Raw genomic sequence first — 17,819 nt, 5'->3', positions numbered from 1 at the left:
TTACGGTTGGCCGGGGGTCGGGAGGGGCTCCACCTCGATCGCGGCGTGCACCTTCGTGATCCCGCCGCGCAGGAGGGCGTAGGGGACGAAATAGAAGGCGTGATTCCAATAGCGGCGGACTATCTTGTCGAACACGCGGCGGGTCTCGGTCGGGGGGAGCATCCGGGCCACCGCCTCCACGGGCTCGCCTTTCACCTTGCCCAGGACGCCGCACTTCTGGATCGTCACGCGGGGAGTGTTCTTGATGCGCTTGGTCTTCCAGGAGCCGTCGTCGGTGATGATCAGCAGTTTGCCGTTCTCGGGGACGCCCCAGACCGGGGTGGGTTTCGGGGTCCCGTCCTTGGTGTAGGTGGTCAGGAGGAGGTAGCGCTCGCGGTAGACGTCGTCGAAGGTCGGAGCCATGGGTCTGGTCACCTCGGGGTGTCGGTGTTCGGGCGGCGCGGACCATCATCGCGCGAACCGGCGACCGCCGCCGGGCGAGCGGCGGACCGGCGCGTCGGGTCAGGGGGTCGGGGCGGAGCGGGATCGGCGCAGAGCCCGGAGTTCGTCGGCGCGGGGCACCGGGACGTCGCGGGACTCGGGGGCGTCGAAGACCCGGATCGTGGGGGACTCGGCGTCGAACGGGGTCCAGACGGGATCGCTATCGGTCGCGAAGGACACCCAGGCGCGGTGCATCTCGGTGGCGAGGGCGTGCGGTGCGTCGGGGCCGGTCAGGGTCGGCAGAGCGTCCGGCCGGTCGAAGACGAACGGGATCTCCATCACGTGGCTCGCGCCGAGCTCGGCGACCGGTGAGCGCCAAGCGAATTCGTAGACGTAGGTCGGATGCGCGGGGGCGAGCGCCGTCGCGATGCGGAGTGCGTCGTTGCGGAAGACCAGGTCGGTGATCACGGCGCAGAAGAGGTCGGCGGGACCGGCGCCGGGGCGGTCGGCGGCGTAGGCGTCCAGTACGGCGGGATCGATGCCGTAGCGGGCGACCGCGTGCGGCAGGATCTCGGCGGTGATGCCCGCCGCTGCGCCGGTGGGGAAGACGAAGAAGCGATACTCCTCGGCGGTCCAGCCGATGAGCAGGGGGACGGTCCGATCCGGTTGGGCGGCAAGGACATCGGACGGTCGGGCAGTCACGTACTCGCCATCGATCACCGGGAACAGGCTCATGACACCGAAGCCGTTGGCCAGCACGGACTCGCCCCAGCGGTCGGGGGTGGGATCCGCGATGATGTCGCGAGCGAGCTCCTCCTGCGCGGTGCGCAACCGGGCCGGATCGAGGGCGCCGAAATCGGCCGCGGTGGGCGCGATCCCGAGCAGGCCCGCCAGGTGCGCGGTCACCTTGGCCGCGTCCTCGGCCGTCGCCACCGTGGATCCGTTGGCGCTCTGCGCGATCGCGCGGTGGAACAGCCCGCGAGCGGGCGGGGACGCGAGCAGGTCGAGCACGCTCATACCGCCCGCCGACTCACCGAAAATGGTGACGTTGCCCGGATCTCCGCCGAACGCGGCGATGTTGCGCCGCACCCATTCCAGTGCGAAGACCTGATCGCGCAGGCCGCGATTGTGTGGCGCGCCCGCCACTGCGGCGAACCCGGAGATGCCGAGCCGATAGTTGATCGAGACCAGCACCACGCCGTCGCGCGCGAAAGTGGTGCCGTCGTACATGGTTCGAGCGTTCGAGCCGCGGGTGAACGCGCCGCCGTGAATCCACACCATGACCGGCAGGCCGTGCCCGCCGACATCCGGGGTCCAGACATTGAGGTTCAGATAGTCGTCGCCGGGAATGCCGTCGCTGCCGATGAGCGCGTCGATCGGCGGCGGGTACGGCGACTGCACACAGGTGGGCCCGAACTCGAGGGCGTCGCGGATGCCCGCCCAGTCCGGCACCGGGGCCGGGGCCTGGAACCGGGCGGGGCCGACCGGCGCCGCGGCGTACGGGATGCCGAGGAATCGGCTGATCCCGTCTTCGGTCCGGCCTCGGATCTTGCCGCCGGTGACGTGGACGATCGTTTCCATTGCGCGGGCTCCTCGAGCTGGGGGTTGAGTAGATGGTGGTTCGCAACTGCGGGACATGCCCGGAACCGGTCGCTCAGCGCGAGTCGGCGGCCGCGATAAGGACCCGCAGCGCGACCACCGTCGATTCCCGGGCGTTCGAGCGCGCGTGCTCGTCGAAATCCGGTGCCGTGCAGACGAACAGGGTGCGGCCGTCGGCCCCGCCGAGCGCGCAGGCGAACGCGCCGGTGCCCAGCGGGATCTCGTCGGTGATCGTGCCGGCCGTGTCGACGCGCAGGACGCGGGCGTGCAGGGCGTCGGCCACCCACAGCCCTGCTTCGGCGTCGAGCGCCGAACCGTCGCCGCCGACGACGACCTGCGCGAGGACGTCACCCAGGTCGTGCGCGGTGGGCAGGTCGCCGAACCGGGCGTGGATGCGCCGGTTGTGCAAACCGCCGTCGGCCGCGATATCGAAGGCGGTGATGCGATTGCCGAGCGTCTCGTTGACCAGCAGCACGTCGTCGTCGGTGATGACGGCACCGTTGGGGAACCGGAGATCGTCGGCAACCTCGGTCACCGTTCCGTCCGGATCCACGCGCAGCAGGGGCGCGGGGCGCGGGGACTCCGCCGCCGCCAGGTCGAATCCGAAGCAGCCGATGTAGGCCCGGCCGTGGCGGTCGACCACCATGTCGTTGAGGTGACCGACCGCGCTGCCGGACAGGTCCGCGTGGGTGACGAGGGTTCCGTCGGCCTCGCGGCGCAGCAGCAGCCGGTCGCGCATGGACACGATCAGCAGCCTGCCGTCGGGCAGCCGGCCCAAACCCGAAGGCCGGGCGGGGACTTCGGCTTCGACACGGAGATCGCCGCCGTCGGCGGTCACGGAGATCACCTGATGGGTGTACATGTCCGACAGCCACAGTCGGCCGTCGTACCAGCGGGGGCTCTCCAGGAACGCGAAACCGGTGAGAACGGTGGTGATGTCAGGGGTCATTCGAGGTCTTCTCTCGGACGTGCGCGCTCGCCGACTCCGCCGGTTCCGGCGTCGCCGCTCGGCGCGGTGCACGAGCGAAACGAGCGCTACCTGAACGATCGTTCAGGCGGGTGAGTGCCAGCATGGATGCGATGCCGATCACATGTCAAGGGGAAACGCGAGCGAATTGCCGGTATTGAAAGCCGAACATCGAATCGCTATCGTTCGACCTGAACACTCGTTCACACGGGATGGATGATGACTACGCACGCTCTCGGCGAGACCGACCTGCTGCCGGCCGGGGCAGAACTGTCCGGCACCCGGCGGCGCCTGTACGAAACCGCGCTGCGGTTATTCGGCGAACAGGGCTACCACGCTGTCTCGGTCCGCGATCTGGCCACCGCGCTGGGACTGCAGCCCGGCGCCATCTACACCCACGTCAGCTCCAAGCAGCAACTGCTGTACGAGCTCGTGGCGATGGGGCACCGGTACCAGCGCGACGTGCTCAAGGACGTCCAGCTCGGCACCGGGCCAGACCCGGCCGAGCAGGTGCGGGCGCTGGCCCGCGCGCACGTGCAGCTGCATCTGCGCTACCGCGAGCTCGCCCGGGTGACCCATCGCGAATTCCGTTCCCTGACAGCGGAACAGCGGGGACAGCTCTACGCGATCCGGGCCGAGACCGAACAGATGTTCCTCGACGTCATCGAGCGCGGGGTCCGGCTGGGCGCGTTCGCCGCGCCCGAGCCGTGGCTCAGCGTCGCCGCGATCGGGGCGATGGGAATTCGTGCGGCCGAATGGTGGACGCCGCAGGCGCCGTTCGGCGCGGACAAGGTCGCGGATACCTTCGCGGACTTCGCACTTCGACTGCTCACGGAACAGGGGTAACTATGCCGTTCGCCGAAAGCCAAGGGGTACGCCTGCATTGGGAGGAGCGGGGCAGCGGAAGCCCGGTCCTGCTGGTGCAGGGCGCGGGATTCGGTGCGGCCATGTGGTATCCGGTGCTGGCGGCGCTGCGCGCGAACCATCGGGTGGTGAGTTTCGACAATCGGGGGATCGGGCGCAGCACCGCGACCCCGGTCGCGAGCATCGCCGACATGGCCGCCGACGCCCGCGCGGTGCTCGACGCGGCCGGGATCGAGCGGGCCCACGTGTACGGGGCGTCGCTGGGCGGGGTGATCACGCTCGAGTTCGCGCGACTGTTCCCGGAGCGGGTCGCCTCGCTCGTGCTGGGGTGCACGGGGATTCTGTCGGCCGAGAAGCCGCGCGCGCCGCTGTGGGCGGATCTTCGATTCTGGCTGCCGCCCGCGCTGACCGTCGCGGCGTTGCGGACGCGGCTGTACGGGCCGGCCGCGCCCCGCGCGGAGATCGACGCCGACCTGGCGGTGTTTCGCGCCGAGAAGCGCAGTCGCATGGCGCTGCGCGCGCAACAGCAGGCATTGCGTTCGTACTCGATCGCCCCGGCCGAAGTCGCGCGGCTGACGGTTCCCAGCCTCGTGTTGCACGGGGAAGCCGACCGGGTCGTGCCGGTCGAGTTCGGGAGGGAGCTGGCGAATACCCTGCCCGACAGCCGATTGCGGACCTACCCGGGGTGCGGGCACAACTACCTCATCGGCGCCGGTGAGCAGGCGAACGCCGACGTGCTGCGGTTCTGCGCGGAGGCGGACGCGAACATTCGCTGACGATCGGGACGGGTTCGCGGGGGTTCGGCGGACCGAACGCGGGTATCGCCGTGCTCGTGCGGTCGGATCGCTCGACACGCCGACGGTGGCGCATCGGCCGTACCCGGGCCGGCCGCCTGGGAGTGTCGTAGCGGGCCGGCGCACGGGCGCCGGATCGCACGACCAGCGCGTTCACCACACGAGGGGAGTTCCACCGGCATGAAGTCCGCCACCGCCGCGGCGACAGCGTTCCTGCTCGCGTTCACCCTGGCCGGCTGCTCGCAGTCGTCGACGGCGGACGAGATGCAACGGTTCTACGACCAGCAACTCGCCTTCGGGGCCTGTGACGGCTACGCCACCACCGTCGGCGACGAGACGGCCATTTCGAGCAACCCGGACTTCCGTTGCGCGCGACTGGAAGTCCCCCTCGACTACGACGACCCGGGCGGGCGCACCATGCGGATCGCCGTCCTGAAGGCGCCAGCGCGCGGTGAGCGGATCGGCTCGCTGCTGCTGAACCCCGGTGGGCCGGGCGGGCCCGGAATGGCCATGGCCGCCGTCGGAGCCAAGACCTGGGCGCAGAGCCCGGTGACCGAACGATTCGACCTGATCGGCTTCGACCCGCGCGGGGTCGGGGCGTCCACGCCGGCCATCGACTGCTTCGGCGACGCGGAAACCGATGCGGGACAGGCTGTTTTCCCGATGGCATCGAGTGTGGGGCGCTGGAGTGCGGACGACACCCGGGCGCTGGTGGACCGCTGCGCCGAACGCAGCGGCGGCGCGGACGTGCTCGAGCACGTCGGCACCCGGGACGCGGTGCGCGACATGGATATCCTGCGCGCGGCGCTCGGCGACGAGAAGCTCAGCTACCTCGGCCAGAGCTACGGCACCCGGCTGGGACCCGTCTACGCCGAGACCTTCCCCGACCGCGTCCGAGCCATGGTGCTGGACAGCGCCATCGACCCGCACGCGGGCACCGTCGACCGGCGCATCACCCAGTTCGCGGGCTTCCAGCGCGCATTCGACACGATGGCCGCCGACTGCGCCACCCGCCCCGACTGCCCGCTCGGCACCGATCCGGCGCGGGCCACCACGAACTTTCAGCAGCTCGCCCGGTCGGTCGCCGACAAGCCGGTCGAGGTCGAGGGGCATCGGCTGGCCTTCGCCGACGTGTGGGGCGCGGTCACCGCGGGGCTCTACGATTCCGCCGCGTGGCCGGTGATCACCAAGGGCCTCAACGAGATTCGCGAGGGCAAGGGCGACACCCTGGTGGCACTCGGCAACGCGTTCGGTGGTCGCGGCCCCGACGGCCGCTGGCCCAACTTCGCCGAGGCCGCCTACGCGATCAACTGCCTCGACGAGGAACGCCGCACCCCCGAGGAGGAAACCGAGCTGCGCCGCCGCCTGTACGAGGTTGCCCCGTACATGGATCCGGGCCAAGGGGTCGAAGGCGCACGCGACGCCTGCGAGTTCTGGCCCGCCCCACCGACCCTGGGCTACCCCTACGCGGTGGGTATCGAGGGCCTCCCGCAAACCCTCACCATCGGCATCACCGGCGACCCCGCCACGCCCTACCCCGGCAGCGAGTCCCTCGCCGAAACCCTCGGCGGCACACTGCTCACCGTCGACGGCGAACAACACACCGTCGCCCTGTCCGCGATCAGCCCCTGCGTGAACGACGCCGTCGCCGACTACCTGATCAACCTGAAGACCCCGCCCGCCGGGACGCGCTGCACCCTCTAGCCCTGCCGTCGCGGGCCGGGCTGGTGACCGCCCCGGCCGCGCCGCTGGTTCATGTCGTTGCCGGGTGCCGCCGTTCGCGCCGGCCGCCGTTCTCGGCCAATTGCCACCGCGGTGCACAAATCGGCAACCAAGCGGTCGGGGATCCGGTCCCAGTAGTGCCCGGCGTGACCGTCCGGATCGTAGGCATGGGACACGTCGTCGATGAGGTCGTACTGCTCCGGCGTCGCACCGGGCAGCTCGAGGGCGACAGCCGCCCAGGGTAGGAGTCTGTCGAGCGCCACGTACTGCCACCACTCCGCATCCGACCACCATCGGCGCCGTCGGCGGCCACCTCGGAATCCCAGGCGCGCAGACACAATTGGGTGATCACATCGGCCACCCGGGACTTCGCGTCACCGGCTTTCGCGGCTGCCACGATGGTGGCGACGTCGACGACATCTCCAACCTGGTGGGGGCATCGCGGGCACCGGTAGACGGCCCGGGTCAGCGCAGGAGATGGGGGACCAGGACGCGGGTGTCGGGGACGAAGGGCCAGGTGGGGTCGGTCAGGTGGGCGCGGAGCTGGGCGTCGGTCCACCACCAGCCGTCGGCTATCTCGGTGGGCTGGTGGTGCAGGGGGCCGTCGGAGCGGTACTCGTAGGCGAACAGGTGGCAGCGCATCGGTTTTCCGGACCACTCGCCATCCCAGGAGGTGGTCGCCAGGGGGCGCAGGGGGATGGTGGCGGTGATGCCCAGTTCCTCGGAGAGCTCGCGGGCGGCCGCGGCGGCGGGATCCTCGCCGGGGTCGAGCACGCCGCCGGCCAGACAGTCGTGCATGCCGGCGAAGACCGCCTTGGTGTCGGTGCGGCGGTGGACGTAGATGCGGGCGCCGTCCAGGGAGCGGACCAGCACGCCGGCGGCGGCGTGCCAGAGGCCCTCGGCGTAGACGCGGGCGCGGTCCGCGGAGCCGATCTCGTTGCCTGCGGCGTCGTAGATCGCGATCATCTCGGGCATGGGGCTCCTCTCCGCGCCGGGGCCGGCGGTCGACTCGGAACACTAGTCAGGGGGCCGGGCCGGCGCGTACCCGGCCGCTGGCGGGGGTCGGCCGCATGGCGATTCGAGGGCGTGGCGAGTATTCACGGCGTCTCGGCGCGAAGCGCTCGGCCCGACACGATGGCGGTTGAGCCGGGCGCGGTGCGAGCGTGGGGCGCCACCGAGTGCGGCACCGTCGGCCGCAGCGGCTCCGGTGGGTGTGTGCACGACCGCGCCGAGCCGGTGGCCCGACCGGCCATTCGGCGTCACTCGCCCGCCGCGAGCGCACAGGCGGCGTAGCCTCTGGGGCGCAACCGTTTTCGTCAGAGAGGACGTGATCATGCCGCTGCCTCAGGCTTTGGCCGAGCTCAATCGGCGAGTCACCAACCCGGTGCTGGGGGTGCTGGCGCGGGTCGCGCCGGGGTTCGGGATCGTGCGGCACGTCGGCCGCAACTCCGGGCGGGCCTACTCGGTCCCGGTCATGGTGTTCGAGCGCGACGGGGGCTATCGGATCGCCCTCACCTACGGGCGGAACGTGGACTGGCTCAAGAATATTCGAGCGGCGGGCAGCTTCGACTTCCAGACCCGGGGTCGGGTCGTGCGGCTCGTGGACCCGGTGGTGGGACAGGACGCGTCGGCCTCGTGGGCTCCGCCGGGCGTGCGTCAGGTGCTCGTCGCGTTGTCCGCCGAGAACTACGTGCAGGCGCGTATCGCGGACTGACGCGACACGCGATCGGATTTCCTCCGGTCGCGTCGCGGAAGACGCGACGCCCATGTGGTCGGCCGCGCAGCTTCCGATGCCCGGGCCGGACGGGATCCGGACGCCTTGTCTTCGCGACTCGAACCACTCGCGGGCGGGCTTCCCTCCTTCGCCTACGCGCCGAGCACGCCGCGGACCGCCTCCAGTCGCCGGGTGCGTGCGCCTCGTGCCGCGCGTCGGCGGGCGGCGATGCCGCGCCTCAGCGCGGGGTGAGGCGGATGACGACGCCGCCCTGCTGCCAGGTCTGGTAGATGTCCGCCTTGTTCGGTGCGCCGTCGGGATCGAAGCCGATCCCGTTGAACGTCGCGTTGCGGGCGTTGTCGCGGGCGACGAGCTCGTACAGGCGCATCACCGACTCGCTGTCGGTGTGCACCTCGGCGTCCGCCGTGCGCCGGGGGCCGCCCGCGGTGAACTCGAGCGGGACGTCCTTGCGGATGTTGCGCACCCACGGGTGGTCGGCCGTGCCGATGAGCAGGTCGCCCTCGTGCCGGGTGTACGCCAGCGGGACGTCGTAGACCCGGCCGGACTTGCGGCCGACGACGTGCAGGATCAGCAGGCGTTTGCCGACGACGCCGGCCGGGCCGGGCACCTTCAGCAGCAACCGGATGATCCTGTTGAGGAAGCCCTGGTAGCCGCGGATCGGCTGCGGTCCGGTCGTGGTGGGGGTTCCGAAGGGGTTGGGCTCGGGCGGCTGGGCGGTCATGGCCACACTCCTTGCCTGAAAGATGTTGTACGGCAGCGGCATACGCGCGCAAGTATAGGACGCGCAGGTGGGTGGCCCCGCGTGTTCCCTGCCGTGCGGGGTGTGGCCGGGGTGCCGGTTCGAAATCCCACCTGTTTCGCAGGGCTCCGGCATCGGATGGAAGCTGTAGATTTGCTGAAGTCCAGTGCCCTGCCTGCGAGGAGTGTGCCGATGACCGACGTGGTTGATCGTCCGGCCCAGCCCGGACCCCCCGGTTCCTCGGGCCGACATGCGGCGGTGGAAGAACAGATCGGCATGGCGTGGTGGTGGGTCGCGGGCGTCGCCATCCCCGCTGCTGTGGTGTTGCTGCTCTCCGCCACGCGCTACGGATACTTCGGCGACGAACTGTACTTCCTCGCCTCGGGCCGGCGGCCCGCGTTCGGCTACGCCGACCAGGGCCCGGTGCTCCCGCTGCTCTCGCGGCTGATGGACATCCTCGCCCCGGGCTCGTACTTCGCCCTGCGCCTGCCCGCGGTGCTGCTGACGGTCGCCGCGATCGTGCTGTGCGCCATGCTCGCCCGCGAATTCGGCGGCGGACGCTGGGCCCAGGTGCTGGCCGCCCTCGGCTACGCCACCTCGCCGTTCCTGCTGCTGCAGGGCGCGATGCTCACCACCAACGCCATCGACACCGCGCTGTGGGTGATCATCACCTGGCTGGTGGTGCGCTGGGTGCGGACCCGCCAGGACTGGCTGTTGCTGGCCGCGGCCCTGGTGACCGCGCTGGATCTGCAGGTCAAATGGCTGATCCCGTTCTTCTGGATCGCGGTGGCGATCAGCAGCCTGGTGTTCGGGCCCCGTGATCTGGTGCGCCGCCCGCTGCTGTGGGCGGGCGGGGTCATCGCGGTGCTGGCGACCGTGCCCGAACTGCTGTGGCAGCACGACCACGACTGGCCACAGCTCGAGATGGGCCGCATCATTGCCGCGGAACAGGACATTCTGGGCGGACGGCTGCTGTTCGTGCCGATGTCGGTGAGCCTGGCCGGATTCCTCGGCGCACTGCTGCTGCTCTGGGGGCTGTGGGCACTGCTGACCTGGGACCTGTTGCGGCCCTATCGTTTTCTCGGCGCTACCTTGATCCTGCTGTTCGTGGCCTTCCTCGTCACCGGCGGCCGCATCTACTACGCGGCGGGCATGTACGGGGTGATGATCGCCGCGGGCGCGGTCGCCCTGGTCACCACCGCCGAACGGATTCCCGCGGTGGGGCGGCGGGTGCTGACCGTGGCCACCGCGCTCCTCGCCCTGGCGGCAACGGCTTTCGTGCTCTACTCCACCCCCTGGCGACCGGCGGACGACATCACCCCGCCCGCCGACGACGCCGAGGCCGCGATCAATATCGGCGTGTACGGCTCCTTCGGCTGGCACGAACTCACCGACGAGGTGATCCGGGTCTACGACGCGCTGCCGCCGGAGGAGAAGTCGCGCGCGGTCATCCTCACCGACACCTATTGGCAGGCCGCCGCTCTGGATCAATTCGGCCGCGATCAGCTCCCGCCGATCTACAGCCCCAGCCGCGGTTTCGGCTACTTCGGCGCACCGCCGGACGACGCCACCGCCGTACTGGCCGTCGGCGGCTACGAGGTGCTGCTGCGCACCCAGTTCGAGCGGGTCGAACCGGTCGGCAAGGTGGATACCCGTATCGGATTCCCGGGCAATACCCAGGACGTCACCATCTGGAAGTGCACGGGGCGGAAGGAACCGTGGTCGAAGGCGTGGCCGAACTGGATGCATCTGTGACCGCGACGGATGCGTCTGTGACCACGACCAGGCGCCGCACGGGAGCGGGGGCCTCGCCGAGCAGGAAGCGCTCCAGCGGATCGGCCAATTCCGGTATGTAGGTGAGCAGTTCGGCGCGCAGCGGGCCCTGCACCTCCAGCTGGCACAGCACCCCGGCGGTGGCCACGATGGCCCGCCCGATGGGGGTGTACTCGGGGGCGGAGGTCAGTTCCCGGCACACGTTGGTCAGGCGTAGATCGGTGGCGCGCAACACCTGTCGCCGCAGCCAGGGCGTGGTCAGGCGCACCTCGCGGTGATAGAACAGCTCGCGGATCTCGAAGGTGTTCTCGCGCAGCGCCGCGATGTCGAAATCGCGGTCGGTGCGCACGAATCCGTAGCGCCGCAGCACCTCGAGGAGCTGATCGTTGCTGCCGTTGAAGGCCGCGTCCCCGATGTCGCCCACGAGCGTGGGGAACTCGGCGGGCGAGACCGGGCAGGCGCCGAAATCCATCACACCGAGCCGTCCGTCGGGCAGCACCCGGAAGTTGCCCGGATGCGGATCGGTGTACAGCCGTCCGGTCCGCACCCCCGAGGACAGTACGAACCGGGCGATCAGCAACCCGATGCGGTCCTTCTCCCGCTGGGCGCCCGACTCGATGATGCGCGGCAGCGGAATGCCGTCGAGCCATTCGCTGATCAGCACGTCACCCCGCTGGTGGACCACTTGCGGCACCACGAAATCCGGGTCGCCGGCGTACGCCTCGGCGAACGCGCGCTGGGTGGCCGCCTCGGTCTCGTAGTCGAGTTCCTCGGTGATGCACTCCGACAGCGCCGCGGCCAGTGCGCGGGTGTCGGCGGCCGGCGCGAAAACCGTTGCCAGCGGGGCGAGCCGGCGGATCTGTTCGAGGTCCGAGTGCACCGACTGCCGGGCGCCCGGATACATGATCTTGACCGCGACCGCGCGCCCGTCGTGCCACACCGCGCGGTGCACCTGACCCACCGAGGCCGCCGCGCAGGCACGGGTGTCGAAACGGGTGAACAGGGTCTCCCAGTCCGGGCCGAGGCTCGCGGACATGGCCGCGCGCACCGCGCCGGGCAGCATGGCCGGGGCCGAATCCTGGAGCCGGCTCAGCGCCTCGCGATAGGGCGCGCCGAGTTCGGCGGGCAGGGCCAGTTCGTACAGGGCGAGCAGTTGCCCGAGCTTGGCCGCACAACCCTTGAGTTCACCGAGCACCTGGAACATGTGCTGGGCGGTGCGGGCCTGGATGTCGAGTTCCACCTCCCGCGCCGAGCGGCCGAGCGCGCGCCGTCCCACGCCGCCCGCGCGCCGCGCCGCGTAGGCGACCGGCAGCGTGGCGATCTTGGCGTTGCGGACCGACGCACGAACCGGCGGCTGTCCGGTCGTGTCGGAATCGGCACGTCGGCGCAGCCGCCGGAGTCCACCCTGGCGCGGTTCGGGCATGGAATACCTCCGAAGATCGGTGTCTCAGTGTGTCACGCGGTCGATCACCGGGGGAGGGGGTGCCGGGGAGAAGATTGCTGAGAATTATGGACATCGGGGGTGATTGCGGGCGTATCCGAAGAGTTGTCGTGGACGTCGAAATATATTGTCTGGGACATTGATTCGACGATGACTCCGGATCGGTTACCCGACTTCAACTGGAAGTTCGAACGTTCGTTCGCCCCGGCGGCGAGCTCGGTGGACTGCTTCTAGATCAAATATTGGCGTGTTCGGATAACTGTCAGGGCTCTCGGCGCAGCCCCCTCTGCCGTCCGCGCTGACGCGCCGCGAGCGCCCCGACTACGGAGTGAAGGACGCCGATTCCAGACAGCGCGCGATACGGGCCGCGGACAGCGTCATGGCGTCGGTGGGCCGATGCGGGTCCAGGCCCGTGAGTTCGTGCACCCGGGCGAGGCGGTAGGTGACCGTATTGCGATGGATATTGAGCAGGCGCGCGGTGGCCAGCTGGTTGAACCCGGTGTCGACGAACACCTCCAGGGTGTCGGCCAACATCGGCTGCGCGTCCAGCGGAGCCAGGACCGCGGCCAATCCGGGACGGGCCGAACCGCCCGCCGCGATCGTGTACTCGAACATGAGATCGTCTCTGCGGCAGAGCATCTGCGGCCGATCCAGGCAGCGGCCGAGTTCGGCCAGCATGCGCGCCTCGGTGAACCGGGCCGGAATATCGGCTCGGGAATGGGCGCCGGCCACCCCCACCCAGAACGGCGCGGGCGGGGCGACGCGTCCCGCCGGATCACCCTTGCGCACGATGCGCGCGCCCGGCTGTTCGGCCCGCCGCGTGGGCGCGGTGCTCGCGGGCGAGACGTGCCCGGCGGGATGGGCCGGGAGCAGGCGGGCGGTCAGGGCGGCGATGGCGGCGGTGCCGTCGTCGCCGGGTTGCAGCGGCAGCAGCGCGGTCCAGCCGCCGCTGTCCATCCGCAGGAAGACGCCGGGGATGGCCTCGACGCGATGCCGCAGCTCGCTGGTGTCGCCGCCGCGCGCGGGGCTGAGCCGGAACGCCGCGATCAGGAACGCGTCGGGGACCGCGATGGCCGGTTCGTCCGCCCACTCGATGGGATCGCGGCCGGTCAGCAGCGCGTCGGCGATCGCGCGGCGGCGCTCGAGCAGCTCCCAGCGCGGATCGTGGGCGTGCTGCACGTACGCGGTCGCGATCCGCGTGGTCAGCAGGGTGATGTACTGGATCAGCGCCAGCGCCGAGTCGGTCAGCGTCTGCTGCTCCTCCGCGCTCGCGCTCGCCCGGATCCCGCCCCAGATGTACTCCGCGCCGATCCGGTACCTGCCGAGCACCTCCTCCAGCGGTTCGCCGTCACGCACCCGGCCCAGCGCGATCTCGACCACCTCGCGGGTGTCCGCCTCCGACGGTGTCACCCCGCTGCGCAGGAAGTCGAAGAACAGATCCACGTTGAGCTTGATCCCGCGTTCGACCCCGCTGGCCACCAAGGGTTCCGGCAGCGTCCGGTACGGCGGCAGCGCGCCCTGGAATTCCTCCCGCACCGTCACCGCCCGCCGGTACAGCTGTTCCAGCGCCCTGTCCCCGATTCGCCCCTGCATAACTCTCCTACTACCCGTACAGCGAGTCGATAGTAGCCGCGTAGGCGTTAGCTATCGGTTTGCGCCTCAGTTTTCCGGTGGCGGTGAGGCACTCGCTGCCCGGCGCCCACACGTCGGGCAGCACCACGAACTTCTTGATCTGCTCGACCCGGGACAGCTTGGCGTTGGCGGCGTCCACGCCCTCCTGCACGCTCGCCAGCACCACCGGATCCTGCGCCAGGGCCGCGATACTGCGATCCGATAGCTGATTGCGCTCGGCGAAGGCGGCGACCAGATCGGGATCGAGGCAGATGAGAGCGGTGTTGTAGGACCGGCCCTCGCCGATCGCGACCACCGTGCCCGCCAGCGGAGTGCTCTCGGTGACGGTGTTCTCGATATTCGTCGGGGACATGTTCTTGCCCGCGGCGTTGATGATGAGTTCCTTCTTGCGATCGACGATCTTCAAGAAGCCCTCGGCGTCGATCTCGCCGACGTCGCCGGTGTGCAGCCAGCCGTCGGCGTCGATCGTCTCCGCGGTCTTGTCGGGGGCGTTGCGGTAACCGCGCATGACCATGCGGCCGCGCACCAGCACCTCACCGTCCGCGGCGATCGAGACCTCGGCGCCCGGCAGCGCGGTGCCGACGGTGCCGATCTTGACTCGCTCGGGGCGGTTGACCGTCGCGCCCGCGGTGCACTCGGTCATGCCGTAGCCCTCGCACAGCGGCAGGCCGAGGCCGAGGAAGAACTCGTGGGTGTCGCGCGGGATCGGGGCCGCGCCGGTGACCGCGACGCGAACTTTGTCCAGGCCCAGGCGTTCCCGGATGGTCGCCAGGACGAAGCGATCCGCGAGGCGGAAGCGCGCGGTCTCGAACGCCGACAGCGGGCGGCCGTCGGACACCGCGCGGGCGCGGGCCCGGCCGGTGGCGATGGCCCAGTCGACCAGGCGGCGCTTGAGCGGGCTCGGTTCGGCGCGGAAGCGATCCTCCAGGGCCGCTTTGACTTTCACCCACACCCGGGGCACGCCCAGGAACACCGAGGGGTGCACCTCGAGCAGCGCCTCGGCGACCTGCTTGAGATCGGGACAGGTGGTGATCTGCCCACCGGTGGTCATCGAGAGATAGTGCGCGAACCAGCGATTGGCGGCGTGCGCGTCGGGCAGGTACGACACCACCTTGTCCTCGGGGCCGCCGCCGCCGAATTCGTCGATCACGCGGGCGTTCTCGAGGAAATTGGTGTGGGTCAGCTCCACGCCCTTGGGTGGGCCGGTGGTGCCGGAGGTGTAGACGATCGTGAGCAGATCCTCGGGATCTACCGCGCGCCAGGAGGATTCGAAATCGAAGCCGGGATTCGGGGCCGACTCCAGGGCGGAGAGGGTGGTGGTGCCGGCGGGCTCGCCGTCGATGCAGATCACGTGCTCGACGATCGCGCCCTGGGTGGCGGCCTTGGCAACCGCGGCCAGGATCTGGGATGCGAACTGCTCCTCGCAGATCACGACCTTGTTCCCGGCATTGCCGAACTGGTACGCCAGCAGGTCCACCGGATTGGTGTTGTAGACCGAGAACGGCGTCGCGCCGGTGTGCAGGACGCCGGTGTCGCAGAGGTGGAACTCCGGGCGGTTGGTCATCATGAGCGCGACGGTGTCACCGCGGCCGACGCCCAGGGCCGCGAGACCGGCGGCGATGGATCGAACGCGCTGCCCGTACTCGCGCCAGGTGTGCGACTCGGCGCCGCCGAGCGTTCGCAGGGCGACCGCCTCGGGGTACCGCGCCACGTTCGCCTGAAACGCCTCGCACAGCGTCCGCGGCTGCACCGCCGCTACCTCTGTTGAACTCACGACCTACCTCTGATTCGACTGTGATCGAGAGCACCCCGGCCCTCGGTGTCATCCAGCACACCGCACAAAGACGGGTCGGGACCAGTGGCAATGGCGAAGATCTGCGGGGGCGCGTTTGTGCACATGACCAAAGGGGGATCGCGGGGCGAGATCCGGTGCGCGAATTGCCCGCAATGGTGCTGCGTGGCCGGACACGGCCTGCGATCGGCGGGGCAGTGCGCGTCGAATGATCTTGTTGCACAAACTGATTCGTCAACGGAGCGGTGTGGCGCGGACGTATCGTTGATGGACACGAGGACCGCCGGTACCCGGCTGGGCCGTCCGATCGGGGCGCGATGCGGCCGTGAGGGAGCCCGCCGTGATCACCCCCAGCGTCAGCGGAGTACAGGATTTCATCGACGCCGAACAGGTCGAGTACGTCGACGTCAGGTTCTGCGACGTGCCGGGGGTGCAGCAGCACTTCTCCATACCGGCGTCGATGTTCGGCGCCGAACTCGTCGACGAGGGCATCGCCTTCGACGGGTCGTCGGTGCGCGGATTCCAGGCCATTCACGAATCCGACATGCTGTTGCTGCTGGATCTGCGTACCGCGCAACTGGATTCGTTCCGGACCGCCAAAACGCTCAATATCAACTGTTTCGTGCACGATCCGCACACCCGTCAGGCGTACAGCCGCGATCCGCGCAATGTGGCGCGCAAAGCCGAGGAATACCTGCGCAGCACCGGGCTCGCCGACACCGCGTACTTCGGACCCGAAGCGGAGTTCTACATCTTCGATTCGGTGCGGTACGAGACCGGGATGAACGGGGCGTTCTATCGGGTGGATTCGGCGTCGGGGAGCTGGAACACCGGGTCCAAGCGCAATATCGACGGCAGTCCCAATCGTGGATACAAGGTGCGGCCCAAGGGTGGGTACTTCCCGGTCGCGCCCTACGACGCCGACGTCGATCTGCGCGATCGGATGTGCACGCACCTGCAGCGGGCGGGATTCGAATTGGAGAAGGGGCATCACGAGGTCGGCACCGCCGGGCAGGCGGAGATCAACTACCGCTACAACACGCTCCTGGCCGCCGCCGACGACCTCATGCTCTACAAATACATCATCAAGAACGCCGCCTGGCAGGGCGGGAAAACCGTCACCTTCATGCCCAAACCGCTGTTCGGCGACAACGGTTCCGGAATGCACGTGCACCAATCCCTGTGGAAGGACGGCCATTCCCTGTTCTACGACGAGTCCGGCTACGCGGGCCTGTCGGATATGGCCCGCCACTACATAGGCGGCATCCTGCACCACGCGCCGTCGCTGCTGGCCTTCACCAACCCCACCGTCAATTCCTACAAACGGCTGGTCCCCGGCTACGAGGCGCCCGTCAATCTCGTGTACAGCCAGCGCAATCGCTCGGCCGCGGTCCGAATTCCCGTCACCGGCGCCAATCCCAACGCCAAACGCCTCGAATTCCGCTGCCCCGACGCCTCGAGCAATCCCTACTTCGCCTTCGCGGCGATGATGATGGCCGGCCTCGACGGCGTCCTGAACAAGATCGAACCGGCCCTCCCCATCGACAAGGATCTCTACGAGCTGACCCCCGAGGAAACTGCCGAGGTGACCCAAACTCCCGCGAGCCTCGAGGCGGTGATCGACCGCCTGGAGGCCGACCACGACTACCTGACCCGGGGCAACGTCTTCACCGACGACCTCATCGAGACGTGGATAGCCCTCAAGCGCGAGACCGAGATAGCCGAGATAGCGATCCGCCCCCACCCCTACGAGTTCGACCTGTACTTCGACGTGTGAGGCGCCGCCGCCGCGCTCGTTCGATCGCTGCGGCCCGGGCGTCTGGCTTTACCCGAGGCGTAATCGACGTCACACCCTCGGGCGAAGATGCTTGGTGCATGAGCGAATACGAGAGCATCGCGCGGCGCTACATCGACATCTGGAACGAAGGGGACGCGGGGGTGCGGCGGGCGCGCATCGGCGAGTTGTACACCGCGGGGGCCGAGTTCACCGACCCGCTGGTGCGGGTCCGGGGGGTTGCGGAGATCGACGACATGATCTCGGGGGCGCGGGAGCGGTTCGCGGGACTCGAATTCGGGCTCGGGGTCGTGGACGGGCACCACGACATCGCCCGGTTCACTTGGACTTTGGGCGCGCCCGGCGGCGGCGAACCGCTGGTGATCGGCTTCGACGTGATCACCCTGGTTGACGGGCGAATCGACCGTGTGCACGGATTCCTGGACCGTGTGCCCGCATGAGCCGCCGCCCCACCCGACCCGGACGGCGTTCGGAGGGTAGCGTGTTCGGAAGAACTCGCACCGGCAAACGCGTTGCGGGGAACGGTGATTGAGGTCAGGAGTGAGC

General features: G+C 69.6%; 16 protein-coding genes. 7 read left to right on the top strand and 9 right to left on the bottom strand.

Going from position 1 to position 17,819, the window contains the following annotated elements; all coding sequences use genetic code 11:
- The 3 genes from ACWIGI_RS11220 to ACWIGI_RS11210 all read right to left on the bottom strand — a co-directional run bounded on the left by ACWIGI_RS11220 (position 1) and on the right by ACWIGI_RS11210 (position 2,968).
- The gene (locus ACWIGI_RS11220) at positions 1-402 is read right to left on the bottom strand and encodes a PPOX class F420-dependent oxidoreductase (protein WP_454202224.1); all 402 of its coding nucleotides are present in this window, start codon (positions 400-402) and stop codon (positions 1-3) included.
- A gap of 99 nt (positions 403-501) precedes the next feature.
- A complete protein-coding gene (locus tag ACWIGI_RS11215; RefSeq protein WP_454202223.1) occupies positions 502-2,001 on the bottom strand; it encodes a carboxylesterase/lipase family protein in 1,500 nt (499 codons plus the stop codon).
- Between the two features lie 73 nt (positions 2,002-2,074).
- The gene (locus ACWIGI_RS11210; protein WP_454202222.1) at positions 2,075-2,968 is read right to left on the bottom strand and encodes an SMP-30/gluconolactonase/LRE family protein; all 894 of its coding nucleotides are present in this window, start codon (positions 2,966-2,968) and stop codon (positions 2,075-2,077) included.
- A 237-nt stretch (positions 2,969-3,205) separates the two neighbouring features.
- Between ACWIGI_RS11210 and ACWIGI_RS11205 the strand changes: the two genes are divergently transcribed.
- The 3 genes from ACWIGI_RS11205 to ACWIGI_RS11195 all read left to right on the top strand — a co-directional run bounded on the left by ACWIGI_RS11205 (position 3,206) and on the right by ACWIGI_RS11195 (position 6,348).
- Positions 3,206-3,832 (top strand): TetR/AcrR family transcriptional regulator, encoded by a 627-nt coding sequence (locus ACWIGI_RS11205; protein WP_454202221.1) that lies wholly within the window; start codon positions 3,206-3,208, stop codon positions 3,830-3,832.
- Between the two features lie 2 nt (positions 3,833-3,834).
- A complete protein-coding gene (locus ACWIGI_RS11200; RefSeq protein ID WP_454202220.1) occupies positions 3,835-4,626 on the top strand; it encodes an alpha/beta fold hydrolase in 792 nt (263 codons plus the stop codon).
- Between the two features lie 198 nt (positions 4,627-4,824).
- Positions 4,825-6,348 carry an alpha/beta hydrolase gene (locus ACWIGI_RS11195; RefSeq protein ID WP_454202219.1) on the top strand — a complete coding sequence of 508 codons (1,524 nt, stop codon included), beginning with the start codon at positions 4,825-4,827 and terminating at the stop codon, positions 6,346-6,348.
- On the opposite strand, the gene ACWIGI_RS11190 is transcribed toward ACWIGI_RS11195, so the two are convergent.
- Both ACWIGI_RS11190 and ACWIGI_RS11185 read right to left on the bottom strand, forming a co-directional pair.
- Positions 6,345-6,629 carry a hypothetical protein gene (locus tag ACWIGI_RS11190; protein WP_454202218.1) on the bottom strand — a complete coding sequence of 95 codons (285 nt, stop codon included), beginning with the start codon at positions 6,627-6,629 and terminating at the stop codon, positions 6,345-6,347. The two genes, ACWIGI_RS11195 and ACWIGI_RS11190, sit on opposite strands and share 4 nt — an antisense overlap.
- Positions 6,630-6,831: 202 nt before the next feature.
- Complete coding sequence (locus ACWIGI_RS11185) at positions 6,832-7,341, bottom strand: NUDIX hydrolase (protein ID WP_454202217.1); 510 nt, start codon at positions 7,339-7,341, stop codon at positions 6,832-6,834.
- 358 nt (positions 7,342-7,699) lie between these two features.
- Here ACWIGI_RS11185 and ACWIGI_RS11180 point away from each other — a divergent pair, with 358 nt between their 5' ends.
- Positions 7,700-8,080: a nitroreductase family deazaflavin-dependent oxidoreductase gene (locus ACWIGI_RS11180; protein WP_454202216.1), complete on the top strand. Its 381-nt coding sequence runs from the start codon at positions 7,700-7,702 to the stop codon at positions 8,078-8,080.
- Positions 8,081-8,318: 238 nt separating this feature from the next.
- Here ACWIGI_RS11180 and ACWIGI_RS11175 read toward each other — a convergent pair whose 3' ends face one another.
- Positions 8,319-8,822, bottom strand: coding sequence for a nitroreductase/quinone reductase family protein (locus tag ACWIGI_RS11175; RefSeq protein ID WP_454202215.1), 504 nt, complete (start codon positions 8,820-8,822; stop codon positions 8,319-8,321).
- A gap of 210 nt (positions 8,823-9,032) precedes the next feature.
- Here ACWIGI_RS11175 and ACWIGI_RS11170 point away from each other — a divergent pair, with 210 nt between their 5' ends.
- The gene (locus ACWIGI_RS11170; RefSeq protein ID WP_454202214.1) at positions 9,033-10,595 is read left to right on the top strand and encodes an ArnT family glycosyltransferase; all 1,563 of its coding nucleotides are present in this window, start codon (positions 9,033-9,035) and stop codon (positions 10,593-10,595) included.
- Here ACWIGI_RS11170 and ACWIGI_RS11165 read toward each other — a convergent pair.
- From ACWIGI_RS11165 to ACWIGI_RS11155, 3 genes are all read right to left on the bottom strand, one after another.
- Positions 10,525-12,036, bottom strand: a complete 1,512-nt coding sequence (locus ACWIGI_RS11165; RefSeq protein WP_454202213.1) for an ABC1 kinase family protein — start codon at positions 12,034-12,036, stop codon at positions 10,525-10,527. The two genes, ACWIGI_RS11170 and ACWIGI_RS11165, sit on opposite strands and share 71 nt — an antisense overlap.
- Positions 12,037-12,375: 339 nt before the next feature.
- Positions 12,376-13,647, bottom strand: coding sequence for a PucR family transcriptional regulator (locus tag ACWIGI_RS11160; RefSeq protein WP_454202212.1), 1,272 nt, complete (start codon positions 13,645-13,647; stop codon positions 12,376-12,378).
- A 10-nt stretch (positions 13,648-13,657) separates the two neighbouring features.
- On the bottom strand, positions 13,658-15,460 hold the full coding sequence (locus ACWIGI_RS11155) for an AMP-dependent synthetase/ligase (protein WP_454202211.1): 1,803 nt from the start codon (positions 15,458-15,460) through the stop codon (positions 13,658-13,660).
- Between the two features lie 358 nt (positions 15,461-15,818).
- On the opposite strand from ACWIGI_RS11155, the gene glnA reads away from it, so the two are divergent.
- Positions 15,819-17,255, top strand: coding sequence for a type I glutamate--ammonia ligase (gene glnA / locus ACWIGI_RS11150; RefSeq protein WP_454202210.1), 1,437 nt, complete (start codon positions 15,819-15,821; stop codon positions 17,253-17,255).
- 98 nt (positions 17,256-17,353) lie between these two features.
- Complete coding sequence (locus ACWIGI_RS11145; RefSeq protein WP_454202209.1) at positions 17,354-17,713, top strand: nuclear transport factor 2 family protein; 360 nt, start codon at positions 17,354-17,356, stop codon at positions 17,711-17,713.
- Positions 17,714-17,819 lie beyond the last annotated feature (106 nt).

It is taken from the genome of Nocardia sp. NPDC055321, from assembly GCF_053645575.1.
This window is presented reverse-complemented; position numbering and strand designations above follow the sequence as displayed.

What these genes read in the sequence shown, in the direction of transcription:
- ACWIGI_RS11220 (WP_454202224.1), bottom strand. Translation starts at nt 402, where the DNA reads ATGGCTCCGACCTTCGACGACGTCTACCGCGAGCGCTACCTCCTCCTG.
- ACWIGI_RS11215 (WP_454202223.1), bottom strand. Translation starts at nt 2,001, where the DNA reads ATGGAAACGATCGTCCACGTCACCGGCGGCAAGATCCGAGGCCGGACC.
- ACWIGI_RS11210 (WP_454202222.1), bottom strand. Translation starts at nt 2,968, where the DNA reads ATGACCCCTGACATCACCACCGTTCTCACCGGTTTCGCGTTCCTGGAG.
- ACWIGI_RS11205 (WP_454202221.1), top strand. Translation starts at nt 3,206, where the DNA reads ATGACTACGCACGCTCTCGGCGAGACCGACCTGCTGCCGGCCGGGGCA.
- ACWIGI_RS11200 (WP_454202220.1), top strand. Translation starts at nt 3,835, where the DNA reads ATGCCGTTCGCCGAAAGCCAAGGGGTACGCCTGCATTGGGAGGAGCGG.
- ACWIGI_RS11195 (WP_454202219.1), top strand. Translation starts at nt 4,825, where the DNA reads ATGAAGTCCGCCACCGCCGCGGCGACAGCGTTCCTGCTCGCGTTCACC.
- ACWIGI_RS11185 (WP_454202217.1), bottom strand. Translation starts at nt 7,341, where the DNA reads ATGCCCGAGATGATCGCGATCTACGACGCCGCAGGCAACGAGATCGGC.
- ACWIGI_RS11180 (WP_454202216.1), top strand. Translation starts at nt 7,700, where the DNA reads ATGCCGCTGCCTCAGGCTTTGGCCGAGCTCAATCGGCGAGTCACCAAC.
- ACWIGI_RS11175 (WP_454202215.1), bottom strand. Translation starts at nt 8,822, where the DNA reads ATGACCGCCCAGCCGCCCGAGCCCAACCCCTTCGGAACCCCCACCACG.
- ACWIGI_RS11170 (WP_454202214.1), top strand. Translation starts at nt 9,033, where the DNA reads ATGACCGACGTGGTTGATCGTCCGGCCCAGCCCGGACCCCCCGGTTCC.
- ACWIGI_RS11165 (WP_454202213.1), bottom strand. Translation starts at nt 12,036, where the DNA reads ATGCCCGAACCGCGCCAGGGTGGACTCCGGCGGCTGCGCCGACGTGCC.
- ACWIGI_RS11160 (WP_454202212.1), bottom strand. Translation starts at nt 13,647, where the DNA reads ATGCAGGGGCGAATCGGGGACAGGGCGCTGGAACAGCTGTACCGGCGG.
- ACWIGI_RS11145 (WP_454202209.1), top strand. Translation starts at nt 17,354, where the DNA reads ATGAGCGAATACGAGAGCATCGCGCGGCGCTACATCGACATCTGGAAC.